At 44.2% G+C, this 19,217-nt stretch carries 12 protein-coding genes; 4 read left to right on the forward strand and 8 right to left on the reverse strand.

Translation table 11 applies throughout. The annotated features are described in order from the left end of the window. Positions 1-5: 5 nt before the first annotated feature. The 6 genes from tesB to ACXAGV_RS16165 form a co-directional block, all read right to left on the reverse strand. Positions 6-866, reverse strand: a complete 861-nt coding sequence (tesB, locus tag ACXAGV_RS16140; RefSeq protein ID WP_474874116.1) for an acyl-CoA thioesterase II — start codon at positions 864-866, stop codon at positions 6-8. Then, on the reverse strand, positions 859-2,739 hold the full coding sequence (locus tag ACXAGV_RS16145; protein WP_474874117.1) for a protein kinase domain-containing protein: 1,881 nt from the start codon (positions 2,737-2,739) through the stop codon (positions 859-861). The genes tesB and ACXAGV_RS16145 overlap by 8 nt, the downstream gene beginning before the upstream one ends. Before the next feature lie 84 nt (positions 2,740-2,823). Further along, positions 2,824-3,702 (reverse strand): 23S rRNA (adenine(2030)-N(6))-methyltransferase RlmJ, encoded by an 879-nt coding sequence (locus ACXAGV_RS16150; protein WP_474874118.1) that lies wholly within the window; start codon positions 3,700-3,702, stop codon positions 2,824-2,826. A 147-nt stretch (positions 3,703-3,849) separates the two neighbouring features. Further along, complete coding sequence (locus tag ACXAGV_RS16155; protein ID WP_474874119.1) at positions 3,850-5,550, reverse strand: dihydrolipoyllysine-residue acetyltransferase; 1,701 nt, start codon at positions 5,548-5,550, stop codon at positions 3,850-3,852. Positions 5,551-5,566: 16 nt separating this feature from the next. After that, positions 5,567-6,544, reverse strand: a complete 978-nt coding sequence (locus tag ACXAGV_RS16160) for an alpha-ketoacid dehydrogenase subunit beta (RefSeq protein WP_061095031.1) — start codon at positions 6,542-6,544, stop codon at positions 5,567-5,569. After that, positions 6,544-7,731: a thiamine pyrophosphate-dependent dehydrogenase E1 component subunit alpha gene (locus ACXAGV_RS16165; protein WP_474874120.1), complete on the reverse strand. Its 1,188-nt coding sequence runs from the start codon at positions 7,729-7,731 to the stop codon at positions 6,544-6,546. The genes ACXAGV_RS16160 and ACXAGV_RS16165 overlap by 1 nt, the downstream gene beginning before the upstream one ends. A gap of 517 nt (positions 7,732-8,248) precedes the next feature. On the opposite strand from ACXAGV_RS16165, the gene ACXAGV_RS16170 reads away from it, so the two are divergent. Beyond that, positions 8,249-12,217, forward strand: a complete 3,969-nt coding sequence (locus ACXAGV_RS16170) for a S8 family serine peptidase (protein WP_474874121.1) — start codon at positions 8,249-8,251, stop codon at positions 12,215-12,217. 42 nt (positions 12,218-12,259) lie between these two features. Here the strand turns inward: ACXAGV_RS16170 and rmuC are convergent, their stop codons facing one another. Both rmuC and ACXAGV_RS16180 read right to left on the reverse strand, forming a co-directional pair. Then, on the reverse strand, positions 12,260-13,549 hold the full coding sequence (gene rmuC, locus ACXAGV_RS16175; protein ID WP_474874122.1) for a DNA recombination protein RmuC: 1,290 nt from the start codon (positions 13,547-13,549) through the stop codon (positions 12,260-12,262). Positions 13,550-13,760: 211 nt separating this feature from the next. Continuing rightward, positions 13,761-15,290, reverse strand: coding sequence for a fumarate hydratase (locus ACXAGV_RS16180; protein ID WP_014949528.1), 1,530 nt, complete (start codon positions 15,288-15,290; stop codon positions 13,761-13,763). A gap of 268 nt (positions 15,291-15,558) precedes the next feature. On the opposite strand from ACXAGV_RS16180, the gene pabB reads away from it, so the two are divergent. The 3 genes from pabB to ACXAGV_RS16195 all read left to right on the forward strand — a co-directional run bounded on the left by pabB (position 15,559) and on the right by ACXAGV_RS16195 (position 19,160). Next, the gene (pabB, locus tag ACXAGV_RS16185; RefSeq protein WP_474874235.1) at positions 15,559-16,998 is read left to right on the forward strand and encodes an aminodeoxychorismate synthase component I; all 1,440 of its coding nucleotides are present in this window, start codon (positions 15,559-15,561) and stop codon (positions 16,996-16,998) included. A gap of 62 nt (positions 16,999-17,060) precedes the next feature. Further along, the gene (locus tag ACXAGV_RS16190) at positions 17,061-17,633 is read left to right on the forward strand and encodes a CoA pyrophosphatase (protein ID WP_474874123.1); all 573 of its coding nucleotides are present in this window, start codon (positions 17,061-17,063) and stop codon (positions 17,631-17,633) included. Between the two features lie 153 nt (positions 17,634-17,786). Further along, entirely contained in the window at positions 17,787-19,160 is a 1,374-nt protein-coding gene (locus ACXAGV_RS16195; protein ID WP_474874124.1) for an L-serine ammonia-lyase, read from the forward strand. Positions 19,161-19,217: the final 57 nt, after the last annotated feature.

The raw sequence follows: 19,217 nt of genomic DNA on the forward strand, positions 1-19,217 counted from the left end.
TCTCCCTATTCGTCTACTTTTCTCATTAATCCTTCTTGCATGGTTGACGCAACAAGTTCACCATTTTGGTTAAATATTTGTCCGCGTACCAAACCTCTAGAGCCTCCGCTAAAAGGACTCTCCATTGCGTACAATAACCATTCGTTCATATTGATTGGGCGGTGGAACCACATAGCATGGTCTATCGTTGCGATTCGAAGTGATTTATCGGTTACCGCTACACCGTGTGGTTGAAGCGACGTACTGAGAAAATGATAATCTGATGCGTAAGCAAGCGCAGCTTGATGAACAGTCAGTGATGCATTCATTGTGTCTCTTGCTTTTAACCAGATATAACGCGTCGGTTCGCGTTTCGCTGACTGGTAAGAGTTAGCTGCATCTACCGTGCGGATATCTACAGGTTTATGATAGCTCAACGCTTCTTGCATAGGCCGTGCAATTTTATTGAAGTTAGCTTCATAGAATTCAATGTCAGACTGCACTTCTTCCGGCGCAGGCACATCTGGCATTGTTGGGTTTTGATGCTCCATGCCATCTTGAGGAACCTGAAAAGACGCTGTCATATAGAAAATATTTCTACCATCCTGAATGGCTTTAACGCGTCTAGCAGAGAAACTTCTGCCGTCTCGCACTACTTCAACATCGTAAACTACAGGCTTTTTAGCATCGCCTGGTAGTAAAAAATAAGTGTGGAATGAGTGTGCGACTCTACCAGCCTCCACTGTTTCGTATGCAGCTGCTAACGCTTGCCCCAAAACTTGTCCACCAAACAAGGCGCGGAAGCCTAAATCCCAGCTTTGACCTCGATAGATGCCAGCTTCCACTGTTTCGAGTTCAAAAAGTGACGATAGTTTAATCTCAGACATGTTGTACTTTCTCTTCAATTACTGCTTTTGGGTTTCGCGGGTAGTACTTTTCAGGCAATTTTGCTTTATGCTCGAAAAAGCGCGTATCTTTATAGGGTAACTTCATAAACCCTGAAATGCCTAGCCCTTTTATTTTGGGAATTTGCTGAACGAGTTGCGCTAATAATGCGTGGAAGCGCTCTTCTTGGCTGTGATCAAGCAACGTGTAATAGTTGTGAATTTTTAAATGCCGCGGTAATGCTTCAAATATAATACAACCTGTGTGATGTATTGTATTAAGTTGAACGATGGTATCGATAATCTCCTGAGGCAGCTTTAATAGTTCATCTGGATCATCGCCATCTTCGAAATATGAGTGAGTACGGCTTTCATCCTTTTGTGCAGAAACCCGCGATAATTCGTAGGGAATAAACATGGCGCCTGCTGGTTTAAAGTTTTCACCTTCACTTTCGCGTTCAATGTGCAGCGTGTTTTTGGCGTTGAACATACAACATTTGAACACCGCGGGCTTGTGAATAGCCCTTGCTAAATTAATGACATTATTCACTGCTAAATCAAACGCTGCTTTCATTGATTCATCATATAAGTTCAAGCTCGAATCGACATATATACCCTCTGGCTCCCAGCGCACAGCCATACCGCCAACTACAGGGTAACGGCCTAGTCTGCTTATTGCAGAAACAAATGCTTTTTCGGTATCCCCCATGCCCTGTAAATAGTTTTTGTAGTAGCGGTCAAATTGCGCATCGTCTATATAACGAAGTTCCTCTACGTCTTTTTCATCTAACGAGTCAGACAGTCTTGCCTGTTGGCGTAGGTAAGATTTTCGAGAGCTGTAAACAACGGTTTCAATATCAGCACGGTTTTGAGTGTGGGCCAGCCATGTAGGGATTAACGGTGTATATTGTGTTGGCTTGTCTTGAGTGAAAACCATATTCTTCAAAACGTGAAGATGATTAAACAGGTAATCTCCGCCCTGCCTTCTCTTTTCTGGATCTTCACTGAGCATGTGCTCAAGGATATTAGCAAGCATTTTGGGAAGGCCAAGGGATGAAGGTGTAATAACCTTGCTTCCGTAACGACACGACTGCCCTGAAGCCAAAGCATACAGGGTGCTCGCCAAGCCTTGTTCATCGAAGCGGGGGCTGGAGAGTGCGCCATTAAGCTGCTCCTCGCCAATAAAATAAACATCGCCAAGTCGAGCATTAGTTTGATGCAGTTCACCCGACATTAAATCCATTACATTGTTACCCACATATTGCCCAGTGATGTCAGTCTGTGCGAACACTGAAGAGCCCCAATCAATCAACCCAACCGATTCATTTTCGGCATCCCAAACCAGATTCGAGGGTTTTATGTCTCCGTGCACAATGGGTTTAATTTCTCCATTTTCACTGTATTGGCGAAAACTGGATAAAAGTTCGCCGACCTGCACTGCAATTTTGACGATAATACGGGGCGAAAGTGGGCCTGTTTTCAAGCTGACTTTTTCTAGGTCTTCGCCAGGTGCGCGACCCATAACTAAGATGGATTGTTTGCGTATTTGTTGATATTCAATAAACCGCGGCACAAACTCGTGATTAACGTGAGAAAGCATAAAAGCTTCCTCTTCTAGTCTATCTTGCACATGCTGTGGCAACGTTATTCGCGAAAACTTAAATACCCGTGATTCACCGCTTGGCGCGTTCCCTGCAAACGCAAACCCAAAGGCTCCTTTCCCTAAAAGTTCGATGTCAATGTACCCCAACCCTTCTAACTGCGAGATACAAAGGTTTACCCAGTCTTTTAACTTTTTCGCATCCGCATGTGATAGCAGATATATCGACTGCTCATCGGGTATATAGAAATGTTTTAGGCCTTTGAGTTGCGACATGTTTTTTACTTCACGCTTTTAGTGACTCATTTGAAACGGATTAATCAGCAACAATACGCTTACCATTGTTAAACTGCACAGCAATCAATTATCTTCGTTTATCCAGGTAACATGCGCTGTAGCGTGATAACCCGTTTCATCGGCACCTAACATACCAACAACGCTTTCTAACGCGCTCTCTAAATTAGCATCTAATTGCCAAGGCGGGTTTAAAACGAATACGCCCGAACCATACATTCCGGCATCAGCGGTATTTTCTGCCACGCATATTTCTGCTTTAAAACAGGGTTTACCTAATGCTGCAAGCTTGTCGCACATAGCTTCACTTGCACCACTTTTGGCGCCAGCCCTCTCTGACAATAGTGGATACCACACTACGATTTGTGCCTGCTGCCAGCGTTTAAATACCTGTTCCACACCCTTAACAAGGTCGCTATATTCATTCACGCGCTCATAAGGAGGGTCGATTAAAATAGCACCGCGATTGGGTTTAGGTGGCGTGAGTGCACGAAGCCCTTCATATCCGTCTCGTTTATGTACGTGGCTATTAAGGGTACGTAAACGGGATACGTTTTTGTCTAGTTTATCGAATTCCGCAGGATGAAGTTCCATTAGGTGTAAATTATCACCATCCCTTTTCGCTTTTGCGCTTATTGCCGGTGAGCCCGGATATTGTTGTTGTGCTAAAAACGGTTCACACAACGATAAATAGTCGGCCAACAAATTTGGCAAGTCCTGAACGCCTTTATCATCTATAAGCAAACGAGATATACCCGTCTCATACTCTTTATTTTTTGATGACATGGCATCGGTTAGATCGTAGGCGCCCGCGCCTGCGTGGGTGTCGAAAAGCGTAAAAGGTTTATCTTTTTTCTTTAATGCGTTGATAACGCCAATCCAACAAAGATGTTTGATGACATCAGCGTGGTTGCCCGCATGAAAGGCATGTTGATAACTAAGCACAAAACCTCAGTAAAATTTTCGTTTGTTTATAGTGCTCTATAATAACGTCAACGCGCTTTGAGGTATACAAAACAAAAAAGGGCCAATAGTTTTACTATTGGCCCTTTAAAAATATTGCTACTGCAAATCAAATTGCTTTGGATGATATCACTTAAGGTGCATCAACATTTTTTCTGGCTGAGTTAGGTAACTCATCCATAGATTATTGAATCGCACCATAGTCGCACCATCAATAATACGGTGGTCGCCAGACCAATTAACCGCCATGATATTTTGCGCGCTAACGTTCCCTTCATCGTCAAAGCGTGGAAGTTTCTGCGTTTTGCCAAGAGCAACAATAGCAGCTTCTGGCTTATTAATTACTGGCGTTGCGGTAATACCGCCTATTGCACCGATATTAGAGATACTAATCGTACCGCCTTTAAGGTGCTCGCCAGCCACGCGGCCCGCTCTGGCTTGCTCGATAATATCCTGCATTTGAACAGCAATATCTAAAAGCGAAAGGTCTTGAACGCGCTTAATATTCGGTACAAGCAAACCAATTTTAGAGTCTACTGCAAAACCAATATTGTGATCTGCGAAGTAGGTTATCTCAGTGGCGTCTTCGTTAAGCTGACTGTTAATTACAGGGAACTCATTCAGTGCCAATGACATTGCTTTAACGAAAAACGGCATAAAGCTGAGTTTTACGTTCTTCGCTTCAAATTCAGGCTTAAGCAGCTTGCGTAGTGACATCAAGTTGTCCATTACCAACTCGTCACTTACTGTGAAGTGAGGGATAGTATAGACCGAAGCCGACATTTGCTTCGCCATAGCTGCCTGAATACCGCGAACTTTTTCCGTTCTAACGCTGCCTTTACCCACAGTGCTTGCGCTATTCGAATCACCTTTTGCTTCAGTAGATGAGCTTGGCGCAGTAGATGACGTATTTTGAGACGACGTGTCAACATTCGAATGTTGTAGATTTAACACGTCAGACTTAAGGATCCGCCCCTTTTTACCCGAGCCTTCTACAGAAGAAAGGTCGATATTCTTTTCTCTTGCAACACGTCTTACCGCGGGGCTTGCCAACACTTTACCTTCTATAGCAATAGGTGGCTCGTACTCGCCGTCGCTGAACTTTGACGGTGCCACTTGCGTTGATTGCTGGCTTAAACCGTTTGTTTGCGTTTGAAGTGAGCTTTGTGAAGCAACGTTTGATGAACCGATGTCTGACGATGGTGAGGCGTCAACTGTGCTGTTAGACGCCGAGACTTCACCGGCAACTTCTAACGCAAACAATGCACTATGCACTTTCGCTATATCGCCTTGCGCGTAATAAAGACGATGCACGGTACCTGCGTTTTTAGCGGGGATCTCTACCACTGCCTTGTCGGTCATCACTTCTACAACGGCTTGATCTTCTTCAATTTCATCGCCTTCAGCCACGTTCCATTTCACAATTTCGCACTCGACAATACCTTCACCAATATCTGGCAAAATAAAGTCTTCGATGTGCTTGCCGTTTGAAGCGCCTGAAGAAGCACTATTATTCGCTGTCGCTGTTTCAGACGCATTGTCTTTTACTGCTGCTTGCGCGTCTTCTTGAGTATCTGAGTTAACGTCGGCATCATCAGGCGTCATAGAGAATAATGGTGCGTGCACTTTAGCAATATCGCCTACCGCGTAATGCAGTTTATTAACCACACCCGCATGCATTGCAGGAATTTGCACGGTAGCCTTGTCGGTCATTACTTCCGCGACAGGTTGATCTTCTTCTATATGCTCACCTTCAGAAACTAACCATTCCAGAAGTTCGCATTCAACAATACCTTCACCAATGTCCGGTAAGATAAATTCAATTGTCATTTCATCGTCCCCCGGCTTAGTAGTGAAGCGTACGTTTTATGGCTTCGTACGTCTTCGTTTCATCTGGCATATATTCTTTTTCGTGCGCCAAAGGATACGGCGTGTCTAAACCACACACTCTCGCAATAGGCGCTTCAAGATATAAGAAACAACGTTCCTGAATGCTAGCTGCGATTTCACTCGCAAAGCCACCCGTTAGCGGTGCTTCGTGGTTTATCAATAAGCGACCTGTTTTCATTACAGATTGCATAACCGTTTCAACGTCCCACGGTAATATGCTGCGTAAATCGATAATTTCGCATGACACACCATCTTCTAAGGCCATTTCTGCAGCTTTTTGCAGAATTTCTATTTGCGCGCCCCACCCTAACAAGGTGATATCGCTACCTTCTTGAACAATATCTGCCTTACCTAATGGCAGTTCGTAATCTTCTTCAGGCACTTCCGATACAGAAGCACGGTAAAGACGTTTAGGCTCCATAAACAATACGGGGTTTTTATCGCGAATTGACGCAAGCAACAAACCTTTCGCCTGATATGGGTCACGAGGGATAACAATCTTTAACCCTGGGCAGTGAGCGAAGAATGCCTCTGGTGATTGACTGTGGTAGTGACCGCCTGCGATACCGCCACCATAAGGTGTACGAATGGTAAGCGTACCCACATCGAACTGACCGCCTGAACGGTAGCGCCATTTAGCCGTCTCATTCACAATTTGATCGAATGCAGGGAAAATGTAATCACCAAATTGAATTTCAGCAACAGGTACAGAGCCTTGTGAGGCCAAGCCGTTTGCGAAGCCAATAATGCCTTGTTCAGTAAGCGGCGTGTTAAAGCAACGCGCCTTACCAAATTTTTCTTGAAGGTGACTGGTTGCACGGAACACGCCACCAAAATGGCCCACGTCTTCACCAAAGACCATTACTTTTTCATCTTCGGTCATGGCTGTGATGAGTGCATTATTAATTGCTTGAAGTAGATTCATCTTAGCCATTATTTTACTCTCCCTGCTGTTTTAGGGAACATCTTCGGGTACTTCTTAATATGCGCTTTCAATTCACTGAGTTGTTCTTTTAAGTGCCAAGGTGCTGTGTCGTATACATCTTCGACAATGTCTTCAATGGCACATACGTCAGTCTTTTCACAACTCTTCATTGCTGCTAAAACGTCTTGTCTTGCTTTATCGACGCGCTTTTGGTTCTCAGCCTCGTCAAACCAGCCTTTGCTTTCTAACCATTTCGCCATACGAGCGATAGGGTCTTTTGCACGCCACTTATCTTCTTCTTCACGAGAGCGATAGCCTGTTGGGTCGTCTGACGTGGAGTGCGCCGCTAAGCGATAAGTCATGGCTTCAATAAGTACAGGACACTTTTCTTCAATGGCAATACGACGGGCTTCTTTAGTAGCAGCATAAATGGCTAACACATCGTTACCATCAACACGGATAGTTTTAATACCGTAACCTAAGCCACGAGAAGCAATGCCGTCACCCGCGAATTGCTCTTCTGCTGGTGTTGAAATGGCGTAGCCATTATTTCGGCAAAAGAAAATAACTGGGCAGTTTAAAACAGCTGCCATATTTAAGCCTGCGTGAAAATCTCCTTCTGAGGCTGCACCTTCACCGAAGTAACAGATAGTAACCACATCTTTACCCGACATTTTTTGGCCGTAGGCGTAACCAGATGCTTGAGGGATCTGTGTGCCCAGTGGTGAAGATATAGTCATGAAGTTAAGTGGCTTGTCACCATAATGGATAGGCATTTGACGTCCTTTGTTAGGATCGTCTTTATTGCTAAACATTTGGTTCATGAATTGTTCTGTGGTGTACCCGCGATATGCTAAAGCGCCTTGCTCACGGTACTGAGACATGATCATGTCGTCATCTGATAGTGCTGCAGCACTTGCTACTGACGCCGCTTCTTCACCTGTACTGGCCAAATAAAAACTAATACGACCTTGGCGCTGCGCTCCCACCATACGTTCGTCCAAGACACGTATATAATGCATGGTATTAAATATTTTTAATGCCTTATCTTTACCGATATCTGGCTCGACTGCTTTTTCAATGAGTTCTCCCTCGGCGGAAAGAATTTGCAGCATAGGGATATCTACAACCCCTTTTGAGATTATTTCGACCTTATTTGTTGTTTTTACTTCGGCCAAATGATTTCTGTCTTTCACGTTTGTTCCCCTTAAATATGAGGGTTAATAGCGACTTATAGAGTTTGGAATATGCTAGATGAGGATAAGCAGGAGTGTCCTACTTATTAAAAGGCATTTTTTAAAATAGGAGAAATGGCCATACTCATTTAGTTTGGTTGGAAAGGATAGTCGTCCTAAAAACGTAAAACATATGTAAATAAGTTGATAACGCAGTAGGATGTTCCTCATAAGAAAAGCACGTTTATGTGCTGTTACTTGTAATACCAGATGTCTACTTATGTAATTTTATTTCAATAAATATGCGGTATTCCTGCGCTTTTGTGCGTAAATATTCTAGTTTTATTTCACAATGCAGCTTCTTCTAAATGTAACAAAATATGTAAATTGTGTATTTCTGAAATACACATTACATAACCTCAAAAAATGTGCTAACAATAAATGTGTCATGACGACTTGAAGTGATTAAAAAGGCAAATGACCTTTAGAGCGTTACAAAGATCGTCAGACCCAGGGAACTTTTCACACGAGAATAATTATGAAAAAAACAATTATTAGCACGGTAGTTGCTGCCGCCTTAGCAGGTTCTGCTTTCGGCGCGTTTGCATTATCAAATCAAATTTCCGGTCACAGCGTTGAACAACAAAACGCTATCGAAGCATCTTTCGACAAGAAAAACATCATTGCAAACGCTATCCAAGTTAACAGCGATAGTGTTCGTGTAATTATCCAACTGAACGATGCCCCAATGGCACAGTTTAGCGGAGTAAATCCGAGTGTTAGCAGCATGGCTGCGCACAAAGGTCAAAAGGTTAACTTTGCTTCAAATGCCGCAAAGGAATACAAATCATTCCTTGAGGCTAAACAGCAATCTGTTATCCAATCTATTAAAGCTTTTGATAAATCATTTAAAGCTGACCTATCTTACACTGCAGCATTCAACGGCTTTGCAGGTATTGTGTCTAAAAGCTCACTTGATAAGCTTTCAAGCCTTTCAAATGTGAAAGCAGTATATCCAGATGTTATTCATCATGCACAAATGGACGCAAGTCTTGACCTAATTGGTGCTGTAGAAACGTGGGAACAATTTGGCGGTAAAGAAAGCGCTGGTGCTGGTGTAAAAGTAGCCGTTATTGATAGCGGCATTCGCCCAGAAAACCCACTGTTTAGTGGCGAGAACTTTGAAGCGCCAGCTGCAGATACACTACCTACAGATGATTACTGTTCAGAAGTTCCAGACTTTTGTAACAACAAGCTTATCGTTGCACGTGCAGCTGACATTGTAGAAGGTTTCGCAGTTGTTGAAGAAGAATATGAAAGCCCGCTAGGTTTCAACGGACACGGTACGCACGTTGCCGGTACTGCCGTTGGTAATTTCGGTGTTATGGCTGAGCGCGACGGTGCTGAGGCAGAAATTTCTGGTGTTGCACCTGCCGCCTACTTAATGGCGTATAAAGGTCTTTATGCGACCCCGGCAAACCCTGCATCTTCTAGCGGTGCTTCTTCAATGTTGCTTTCAATGCTAGAAGCAGCGCTAACAGACGGCGCTGATGTTGTTAACAACTCTTGGGGCGGCGGCGCTGGCGGTAACCCTAACGGTTCTGTGTACGAAGATGTACTTGAAGCCATGCATGATGCTGGCGTAGTGACAGTATTTGCAGCAGGTAACGATGGCCCGGGTGAGGGAACTATAGGTTGTCCTGGTTGTTCTGAAGACGTTATTACTGTAGCTGCGACAACAACAGATCGCTTATTTGCTAACGAGTTGACAATTGAAGGTGACACTTCAATCGGTACTATCCCTGCGCTCTACTCTGTTGGTAACCCTAGCATCGTTTTTGATACGGCTTTAACTGCACCTGTTGTTTATGCTGGTGAAGTTGCAGAGGCTAACGTTGAAGGTTGTGAAGAGTTTGCTGCCGGTGCGTTTGACGGTGCTATTGCGCTCATTAGCCGTGGTACATGTGGATTCGTAACAAAAATTGAAAATGCTGAAGCTGCGGGTGCAGTTGCGGTTGTAATTCACAACGTTGACGGTCGCGGCGAAGCTCCTATCTTAATGGGTGGCCTTAGCCCAGATCAGACTGTTCCTTCATTCATGGTACCTGCAACGCCGGGTCAAGAGTTAGCAACGCTAATCTCAGGTACTGAGGAAGCGGTAAACATTACAATTGGTGCCGAAGTAGTTCGCGTTGTATCTGAAAGCTTAGCGGACATTATGGCCGACTTTAGCTCACGTGGTCCAAACGGCGATCCTACGTTCCTTAAGCCGAACATTGCCGCACCTGGTGTAAGAATTTTCTCTGGTGAATCTCCAGATGCTCCTAATCATGAAGGCGAGAACTTCTCGTTTAAAGGTGGTACGTCAATGGCGTCTCCACACGTAGCTGGCGCAGCGGCTCTACTTAAACAAATGCACCCAGATTGGACTGCACAACAAATTAAGAGTGCCCTTGTAACTTCTTCTATCCGTGATGTACTTAAAGAAGATGCAGCTACTCAAGCAGACAACTTTGACATGGGTGCAGGTCGTCTAGATCTTCCTCGTGCTACTAGTGTTGAACTTACTTATAGCGACTTGAGCCTAGTAGATGGTAACTGTTATCTGAACTGTGAAATGTCTATAACGGTAACAAATACAAGTGACGAAGATGTGACTGTTGATGCAACGGCAATGTTTAACGACCCAGCAATTGTAGCAACCGTTACACCACAAATGGCTACCCTAGCAGCAGGTGCTTCAGCTGAGATTATGGTTGCCGTAGACGTTACTACAGCCTCTACAGGTTCATGGTCTTTCGGTGGCATTAACTGGGCTGATACTGACGATACTACGACGGATTACTTTATCCCTGTAGCGGTTTATCCAATTAGCAGCGATGAGCCTTCTCTATTTGATAGTGACGTAAGTAATCAATTCGCAGCTGAAGGTGAGCTAGTCGTTACTGAAGCATTTGCTACTAACACTGACGTTACTGGTATGATTAGTATTTCTGGTGAAATTGATCACAAATACGACATCAACCCGTCAACGATTTCTGCTGTTAAAAACGGTAACCAAGAACCTGTAAGCTACGATGCTGAATCAGGCACGGTATATTGGGAAGGTGCACTTAATACTGCGTCATTCTCAATGAATGCAGACACCACAATTGGCGACCTACTTGAAGGCTTCGGCTTAGGTAGATACGTTCCTATGGCTTCAATAGGCGTTGCGCCGCTTGTATGTTCTGGTGCGTGTGATGATGCGTCTATCGAAATTAGCTTACCGCGAACTATTACCTATCTAGGTGCTGAGTACACTACCATGCAGATTTCTTCGAATGGTTTTGTTTCACTAGGCACAAGTTCAGGAAACATTACTACTCCGTTTGCTGAAGTGCTTCCTAACCTAAGTGAGCCTAATAACATTGTTGCTCCATATTGGACTGACTTGGATTTAGCTGGCGGTGGTGCTGGTACGGGTAGTATTTATGCGGTAAGCCTGACAACCGGTCACTTCGTTGTTGAGTGGGAAAATGCTCAGATTTGGAATGAAGACGGTACAAGCTTTAACTTCCAGCTATGGTTTGAGTACGAAACAGGTAACGTGAACTTTGTTTACGGTCCAATGGACACGCCAGTGTATGCAACTGTTGTTGGTGCAGAGAATTCATCTGGTAGTGTCGGTACTACCCTTGCCTCACTAACGTCAGCAGGCCTTCAGGGCACGCTTCCAGTTGAAGGTGATGAGTTCGTACTAACGGCTAATGCAGGCGATGAAGTAACAATCAGTTACGCAGGTACTGTTGTTCCTTCAAGCGAGTATATGGACGATATGCTATCGGTTAACGAAGATGCGTCGGTAACGGCAAACATTCTTGCTAATGAAATGGATAGCACCATCATTAACACGTTTACTATGGAATCGCTTTCAGGAGACTTCCGTACGTTTACGCCTATTACTATCGATAAAGCGCCACTTGACCCGTCAACTGTTACAGTTACTACTGAAGCGGAAAACGGTACAGTGACGGTTAACGATGATGGGTCAGTAACCTATATGCCAAATGCAGACTTCTTCGGTGAAGACTCATTTACCTACACAGTTCAGGTTGAGGGCACCACTACCGACGCAGGTGAAGTTGTTGAAGGCGATATCATTGGCGAAGGTACGGTAATGGTAGCAGTTGCAGGCGTGCAAGATGCACCTGTACTTTCAATCTCTGCACCATCGAGCGTAGATGAAGGTGAGTCGTTCACTGTAACTGCATCAGCCACTGACGCAGACGGCGACGACGTTACCATCACTATCGACGGTGTTGAAACTACATCGTTTACTGGCACTGCACCAAGCCACGAACAAGCTAATCGTGTAACGGTTCAAGTAACAGCCACTGATGGTATTGATACAACTACAGACAGCGTGACTATAACGGTCAACGATAAGTCTGGTGGCTCTATGGGTTGGATTGCGTTGCTACTAGCACCTGCAGTTTACCTACGTAGACGTATGAAACGTTCATAACGTTCTCGTCATAAGCAAAAAAGGCCGCAATCGCGGCCTTTTTTAATCGTCGTTAGAAAGTTGCTGTAAATGCTGAGACATCCGTTTACTCGGTTGCACCCCTAGCTCACGAAATTTCTCAATTTGCCTAACGATATTCCCTCGCCCGTTAGTTAATTTATTCATGGCTTGCTCATAACTTGCGTGAGCGCTATCCATAGACTTTCCTACCTTTTCCATGTCAACGACAAAGCCAACAAACTTGTCGTAAAGCTTTGCCGCTTGGTCAGCAATTAGCTGGGCATTTTGATTTTGGTATTCATATTGCCAGATATTGTTAATGGTTCTTAATGCAACCAGTAAATTTGTAGGGCTTACCAACATAATGTTGTGATTTAGCGCCATGGTGACTAATTCGGGCTCTTCTTCAACTGCGATAAGAAATGCTGGCTCTATGGGGATAAACAGCAGAACGTAATCCAGCGTTTTGATGCCTTGTAAGGTTTGATAGTCTTTTGCACCAAGGCCCTTAATGTGGCCTTTTATGGATGCTACATGTTGACTTAAATATTGCGCCTTCTCGGTTTCATTGTCGCAATTGTAATAGCGCTCATAGGCGGCAAGACTTACTTTTGAGTCAATAATTACATCTTTATCGTTGGGCAAATGAACGACGACGTCTGGTTGGAAACGCTTGCCCTGATCTGATGTCGCAGACATTTGAGTTTCAAATTCATGCCCTTCGCGTAAACCCGACTCTTTTAAAATACGCTCCAGCACTACCTCGCCCCAGTTTCCTTGTTTTTTATTATCACCTTTAAGTGCACTGGTGAGTGCAGCGGCTTCTTCAGTTATTTTCTGATTAAGGGCTTTTAAACTTAAAATTTCTGTTTTAAGTGAAGCTCGTTCTTGGCCTTCACGTATATGCTGCTCTGATATTTGGCGTTTAAAGCCCTCTAATTCGTTCTTAAACGGTGCAAGTACAGCTTCTATATTGTGTTTGGTTTGCTGCGTGTATCGCTGCTGTTTTTCTTCAAAGATACGGTTGGCTAAATTCTCAAACTGAGTTTGCAAACGTTGTTCAGAAGCATTCATTGATGCCAATTTATCTTCATGGGCTGCGTGAAGTGCTTGAATTCTCGCTTGGTGAGCTTCATTCTGTGCTTGAAGCTTAGCGTTAGAAATCCGCGCCCCATTAAGTTCGCTTTGTAAGTGCTCATTGTGACGGGAAATCTGAGCGAGTTTAGCTGTGTTGATTTGACTGCGAGCAAACGCATAAATGGCTAAAACACAAACACTTAAGAAGGTAATGAAGAAGGCGGTGGGTTCGCTAGCAATAAGATTAATTAACATAGTGCACGTTTATACTGTTGTTTTGTACAGCACTATAAACAAAATTGAGAAAATATACCAATGTGCGTTGTTTTTAAAGAGAACGGTAAGTTTACAGCCTCGCATGAAACTTAAAACATGGTATACAGTTTCTTTAAATAAAAACGGGCGCTGTCGCACCCGTTTCAACTTTTTAAAAGAAATCTTAATTTAAGGTTTCATTTTTATAAGATTATTTAGATAGCGAGGCATCAAGCTCTTCAATTTTTGCTTTCCAAATGGCTGGGCCATTTTTATGAGCATTGGCACCCGTGCTGTCTACAGCAACGGTTACTGGCATGTCTTCTACGTCGAACTCGTAAATTGCTTCCATACCTAAGTCCTCGAATGCTACGACACGAGATTTCTTAATGGCTTTAGATACAAGGTACGCTGCACCTCCAACTGCCATTAGATAAACCGCTTTGTGTTTAGCAATTGAATCAACGGTTGCTGGACCACGCTCTGCTTTTCCAATCATGCCAATAAGGCCTGTTTTTTCTAGCATCATGTCAGTGAACTTATCCATACGGGTAGCCGTTGTCGGGCCAGCCGGACCAACCACTTCGTCACCTACAGCATCAACAGGACCAACGTAATAGATAAAGCGGTTAGTTAGGTCAACACCCTCCGGTAAACCTTCACCATTTTCCATCATGGTTTGAATGCGCTTGTGAGCAGCATCACGACCGGTAAGCATCTTACCTGACAGCAGTACCGTTTCGCCTACTTTCCACTCTTGAATATCTTCTTTTGTAACTTCATCAAGGTTGACGCGGCGAGTGTTTTCGCTCACTTCCCAAGTTACTTCTGGCCAATCTTCTAATTTAGGTGGCGTAAGCTCCGCTGGACCCGAACCATCTAGATAAAAATGTGCGTGACGAGTCGCCGCACAGTTAGGGATCATTGCTACAGGTTTTGACGCAGCGTGAGTAGGTAGCGACTTAATCTTAACGTCAACAACGGTCGTTAAACCACCTAGGCCTTGCGCACCGATACCCAATTTATTTACGCGGTCAAAAATTTCTAAGCGAAGTTTTTCGTCGGTAGTTTGCGGGCCGCGCTCTATAAGCTCTTGGATGTCTACTGGGTCCATAAGGCTTTCTTTTGCAAGTACCGCTGCTTTTTCAGCCGTACCGCCAATACCTATTCCCAGCATACCTGGAGGGCACCAGCCTGCCCCCATCGTCGGCAAAGTTTTTACTACCCAGTCAGCAATATCATCGCTTGGGTTAAGCATTACCATTTTAGACTTGTTTTCAGAACCGCCGCCTTTAGCCGCGATCATCACTTCGATCTTTTCACCCGCTACCATGTCGATATGCACAACAGATGGCGTATTGTCTTTGGTGTTTTTGCGCGCACCGGCAGGGTCAGCAACGATAGAGGCGCGAAGTGGATTGTCTGGATTAAGGTATGCACGACGTGTACCTTCATCAACCATTTCTTGAACGGTCATGTCAGTTTTATCCCACGTCACACCCATACCAACTTTAACAAAACAGGTTACGATCCCCGTGTCTTGACACAAAGGGCGCTTACCCTCTGCAGACATGCGTGAGTTGATAAGAATTTGCGCCATCGCGTCTTTCGCGGCTTGGCTCTTTTCCTTTTTATAGGCTTCTTCTACGGCTTTAACGTAATCGAGCGGGTGGTAATAAGAAATAAATTGCAGGGCATCTTCAATGCTGTCAATGAAGTCTTGTTGACGGATAACGGTCATGACATCCTCTTTTTATTTGGCTTTCGTGGTCTTAGCTAGCTAAAAAAGCGTATACTAGCGCATCTAAAGACAACGCACCATGTAAAACCATGTGCTTGTGGCTAATTCCAGTCATTTTTAAAAACTATGCTGAAGGGATATCTGAAAAAGCAGCCTAATGTGATCGGTTATTAGTCTTTATTTGTTAACGCCAGTTAAAAATAGAAGGAAGTTTGTGCTTAATTCAAGCACCAAACGCCCACGATTAAAAGAAGTACAGAAAACACCTATGTCACACGCAGATACTATTCACGTTCATGTTTCCCGTTTCACTGCAGAGGAATTAGCCGATAAATTAGCGCTAAATTGTGACGAGAACACAGCCGTTTTCAATGCACTTTTTAAGCGAGTCTCTACACGCCCATACTCCCTTTTACTGGATACTTCCGGTTCGTCGAAAAGTGAAGGTCGCTTCAATATTATGGCATTTTCACCTTCCGCGGTTATCGAAGCAAAAGGTGATAAGGTTCAACTCATCGAACTAAACACTTCAAAGCGTCAGCAATTGACATTAACCCCCTTTGAAGCGGTGCAAGCACATTTACATGCGCGAGTTTCAAATGTACAGATACATGCCAGTGTAAATACAGCGCACCTCCCTTTCATTATCGGTGTGGCTGGTATGGCAGGCTATGACACTGGGCGCTTTTATGAAAAGATGCCAAGCATCGCCAAAGATGACTACGAAACCCCTGATTTCGCGGTTGGCCTTTATCTTCGTTCACTTATTGAAGATACAAAAACAGGTTACATCTATTATTGCTCCGTTGACAGTCAACCACTGACTCAGGTTTTTTCTTCGTTCAACGACGAAACTCCTGAGCCAAGTTTCAAGTTAACGTCTCGGTTCGAATCAAATTTATCTAAAACGGAATATGAAGCTTGTTTGGATAAAATTCACGCCTATTTGCGTGCCGGTGACTGCTATCAAGTAAATATGGCGCAACGTTTTAGCGCAGCGTTTGAAGGGAATATGTGGCAAGCATATTGTGAGCTACGCAATCAAAATCAAGCGCCATTTTCAGCTTTCTATAACCTGCCCCAAGGCTGTATTGCTTCTATTTCACCAGAGCGTTTTCTTCGCGTTAAAGATGGGATTGTAGAAACTAAACCGATAAAGGGTACACGCCCACGATTTGAAGACAAAGAAGCAGATGCAGCTAGTGCACAGAGCTTACTCTCAGCAGAAAAAGACCGTTCAGAGAATCTTATGATAGTCGATCTGCTGCGCAACGATATTTCAAAGCACTGCAAACCTCACTCGGTAAACGTACCTGCACTCTTTGCTCTTGAAAGTTATCAGGCTGTGCACCATTTAGTAAGTACGGTAACTGGCGAATTGAATGAGTCTTCTTCGCCTTTATCGCTTCTGGCATCAGCATTTCCTGGAGGCTCAATAACTGGAGCACCGAAAATCCGTGCGATGGAAGTTATCGATGAGCTAGAGCCTCACCGCCGGAATATCTACTGCGGCAGCGTTTTCTATATGGGTTTTCGTGAAGACATGGATTCAAGTATTTGTATTAGAACCGTATTGGCAGAGAACCGTCGATTACATTGCTGGGCCGGTGGTGGTATTGTGCTAGATTCTGTTTCTAGCGAAGAATATCAAGAAACCCTAGATAAAGTGTCTAGAATACTGCCAGTACTTGAATCAATTAACCAATAGCACAGTATCTGTATGTAATGTGCTAGTACAAAGGTAAGCATATAGGTTGTAAGCAAATATCTATGACAAAGAACGAATTTCTATCACAGTTTCACCACTTAAGGCAGCCTCACACCGAGCCAGATTTTCCGTTGCGAAAAACAGGACGTCCTGCGGCTGTACTTATCCCCCTGATAGATTATGGCAATTCGCTTCAATTATTACTTACCGAACGAGCGCACCACCTTAAGCATCACCCAGGTCAAATCAGCTTTCCAGGCGGAGCGGTAGACGAAGCTGATAACTCTTTGTTTGACGCGGCACTTAGAGAAGCTGAAGAAGAAGTTGGTTTACCCGCTACTAACGTAGACGTAGTAGGAATGTTGCCTAGATACCGAACAATCAGCGGATATGAAATTGCGCCAGTTGTTGGTTTTGTAAATCCTGACTTTACACCGATTATTGACAAAAATGAGGTAGAAAGCGTTTTTGAAGTGCCTCTCGCACATGTTTTAGACAGAAGAAATCATTTAGTTCACACGACGCATCGCGATAAAAAGGCATTTCCAATTTACTTTATCCCATGGAAAAACCGCATGATATGGGGCGCTACGGCGGCAATGTTACGCAATCTTTCTCATCATATTCACCCTTAGCCTTTGTATTTGCTTAACCACTGTTGCGTGCATTATAAATTAAACTTTACAGCGTATTAGCAAAACTAATCTCTTTATTAGCTTTTCTGTATTGTGGTTTTTACGCGGTAGATGCATGATCCTATTATTACTTTGTTTTAATTTTGAAAGTTTATGATCAGTGTATTTGATATGTTCAGCGTGGGGATAGGCCCTTCTAGTTCGCATACCGTAGGCCCAATGAAAGCGGGCGCTGAGTTCGTGTCCGAACTCTCACAAGATACTGTACTTTTTGAAACGGTAGACAGTGTGAAAGTTGAACTGTTTGGCTCTCTTGGTCAAACTGGCATCGGCCATGGTACTGGCAAAGCCGTTATCTTAGGCCTTTTGGGGGAGTTGCCAGACGTCGTCGACGTGGACAGTATAGAAACTAAACTTGAAGAAATTCGCATCAGCGAAAGTCTCTGTCTCAACGGCCTAAAGTCAGTGCGCTTTCCTAATAAAAACGCTATTGTCTTTCATCGTCGAAAAACATTACCAAAGCACGCGAACGCATTAACTTTTTATGCGTATTCAAAAGACGAGTTGGTAAAAGAGCAAACTTACTACAGTATTGGTGGTGGCTTTATCATAAAAGATGAGGACTTTGACGCCACTAAAGCCCACGCAGCCAGCCTACAGGCTGCAGTTCCCTTTCCTTTCAAAACCGCTGGCGACCTTCTAGCGTTGTGCAAGAATAATGGTTTGAGCATTAGCTCATTAATGCTGCGAAACGAAGCTACTTTTAGGCCGAAGCACGAAGTTAAACAACAACTTCATAATATCTGGTTAGTAATGAAAGCCTGCATACAGCGCGGTATTGAAAGTGAAGGGATTTTGCCTGGCGGTTTGAAAGTGGTACGTCGTGCTCCTGGCTTGTATCGTCGTCTTCAAACTGAGCATACGAACGACCCTATGCAGACTATGGATTGGGTTAACTTGTTTGCTTTAGCAGTAAATGAAGAAAACGCAGCCGGAGGTCGAGTTGTCACAGCACCAACAAATGGTGCAGCAGGTATTATTCCAGCGGTGCTTCAGTACGTTGATAAATTTATCAGACCTGTGGATGAAGAAGTAGCAAGCCGCTTCCTGCTTACTGCTGGAGCCATTGGTATTCTTTACAAAGAAAACGCGTCGATTTCTGGTGCTGAAGTTGGCTGCCAAGGAGAGGTGGGGGTTGCGTGTTCAATGGCTGCCGGAGCCCTAGCGGAAATTATGGGGGGCACAGCTGCCTCGGTAGAGAACGCTGCGGAAATCGGTATGGAGCATAATCTAGGGCTTACTTGTGACCCTGTTGGTGGCCTTGTTCAGGTGCCGTGCATTGAGCGAAATGCTATGGGCGCGATAAAAGCCATCAACGCATCTCGCCTTGCACTGCGCGGAACAGGTGAGCAAAAAGTATCGCTAGATAAGGTCATTAAAACCATGCGCGATACAGGTAACGACATGAAAACTAAATACAAGGAAACCGCACGAGGCGGACTAGCGGTGAATATTATCGAGTGCTAACTCGGTTAAATTAGTCTTTAAGATACAAAAAAGGGGCATTTGCCCCTTTTTCTATTT

It is taken from the genome of Alteromonas sp. ABH4_453 (genome assembly GCF_056160665.1).

What these genes read in the sequence shown, in the direction of transcription:
- tesB (WP_474874116.1), bottom strand. Translation starts at nt 866, where the DNA reads ATGTCTGAGATTAAACTATCGTCACTTTTTGAACTCGAAACAGTGGAA.
- ACXAGV_RS16145 (WP_474874117.1), bottom strand. Translation starts at nt 2,739, where the DNA reads ATGTCGCAACTCAAAGGCCTAAAACATTTCTATATACCCGATGAGCAG.
- ACXAGV_RS16155 (WP_474874119.1), bottom strand. Translation starts at nt 5,550, where the DNA reads ATGACAATTGAATTTATCTTACCGGACATTGGTGAAGGTATTGTTGAA.
- ACXAGV_RS16160 (WP_061095031.1), bottom strand. Translation starts at nt 6,544, where the DNA reads ATGGCTAAGATGAATCTACTTCAAGCAATTAATAATGCACTCATCACA.
- ACXAGV_RS16170 (WP_474874121.1), top strand. Translation starts at nt 8,249, where the DNA reads ATGAAAAAAACAATTATTAGCACGGTAGTTGCTGCCGCCTTAGCAGGT.
- rmuC (WP_474874122.1), bottom strand. Translation starts at nt 13,549, where the DNA reads ATGTTAATTAATCTTATTGCTAGCGAACCCACCGCCTTCTTCATTACC.
- ACXAGV_RS16180 (WP_014949528.1), bottom strand. Translation starts at nt 15,290, where the DNA reads ATGACCGTTATCCGTCAACAAGACTTCATTGACAGCATTGAAGATGCC.
- pabB (WP_474874235.1), top strand. Translation starts at nt 15,559, where the DNA reads ATGTCACACGCAGATACTATTCACGTTCATGTTTCCCGTTTCACTGCA.
- ACXAGV_RS16190 (WP_474874123.1), top strand. Translation starts at nt 17,061, where the DNA reads ATGACAAAGAACGAATTTCTATCACAGTTTCACCACTTAAGGCAGCCT.
- ACXAGV_RS16195 (WP_474874124.1), top strand. Translation starts at nt 17,787, where the DNA reads ATGATCAGTGTATTTGATATGTTCAGCGTGGGGATAGGCCCTTCTAGT.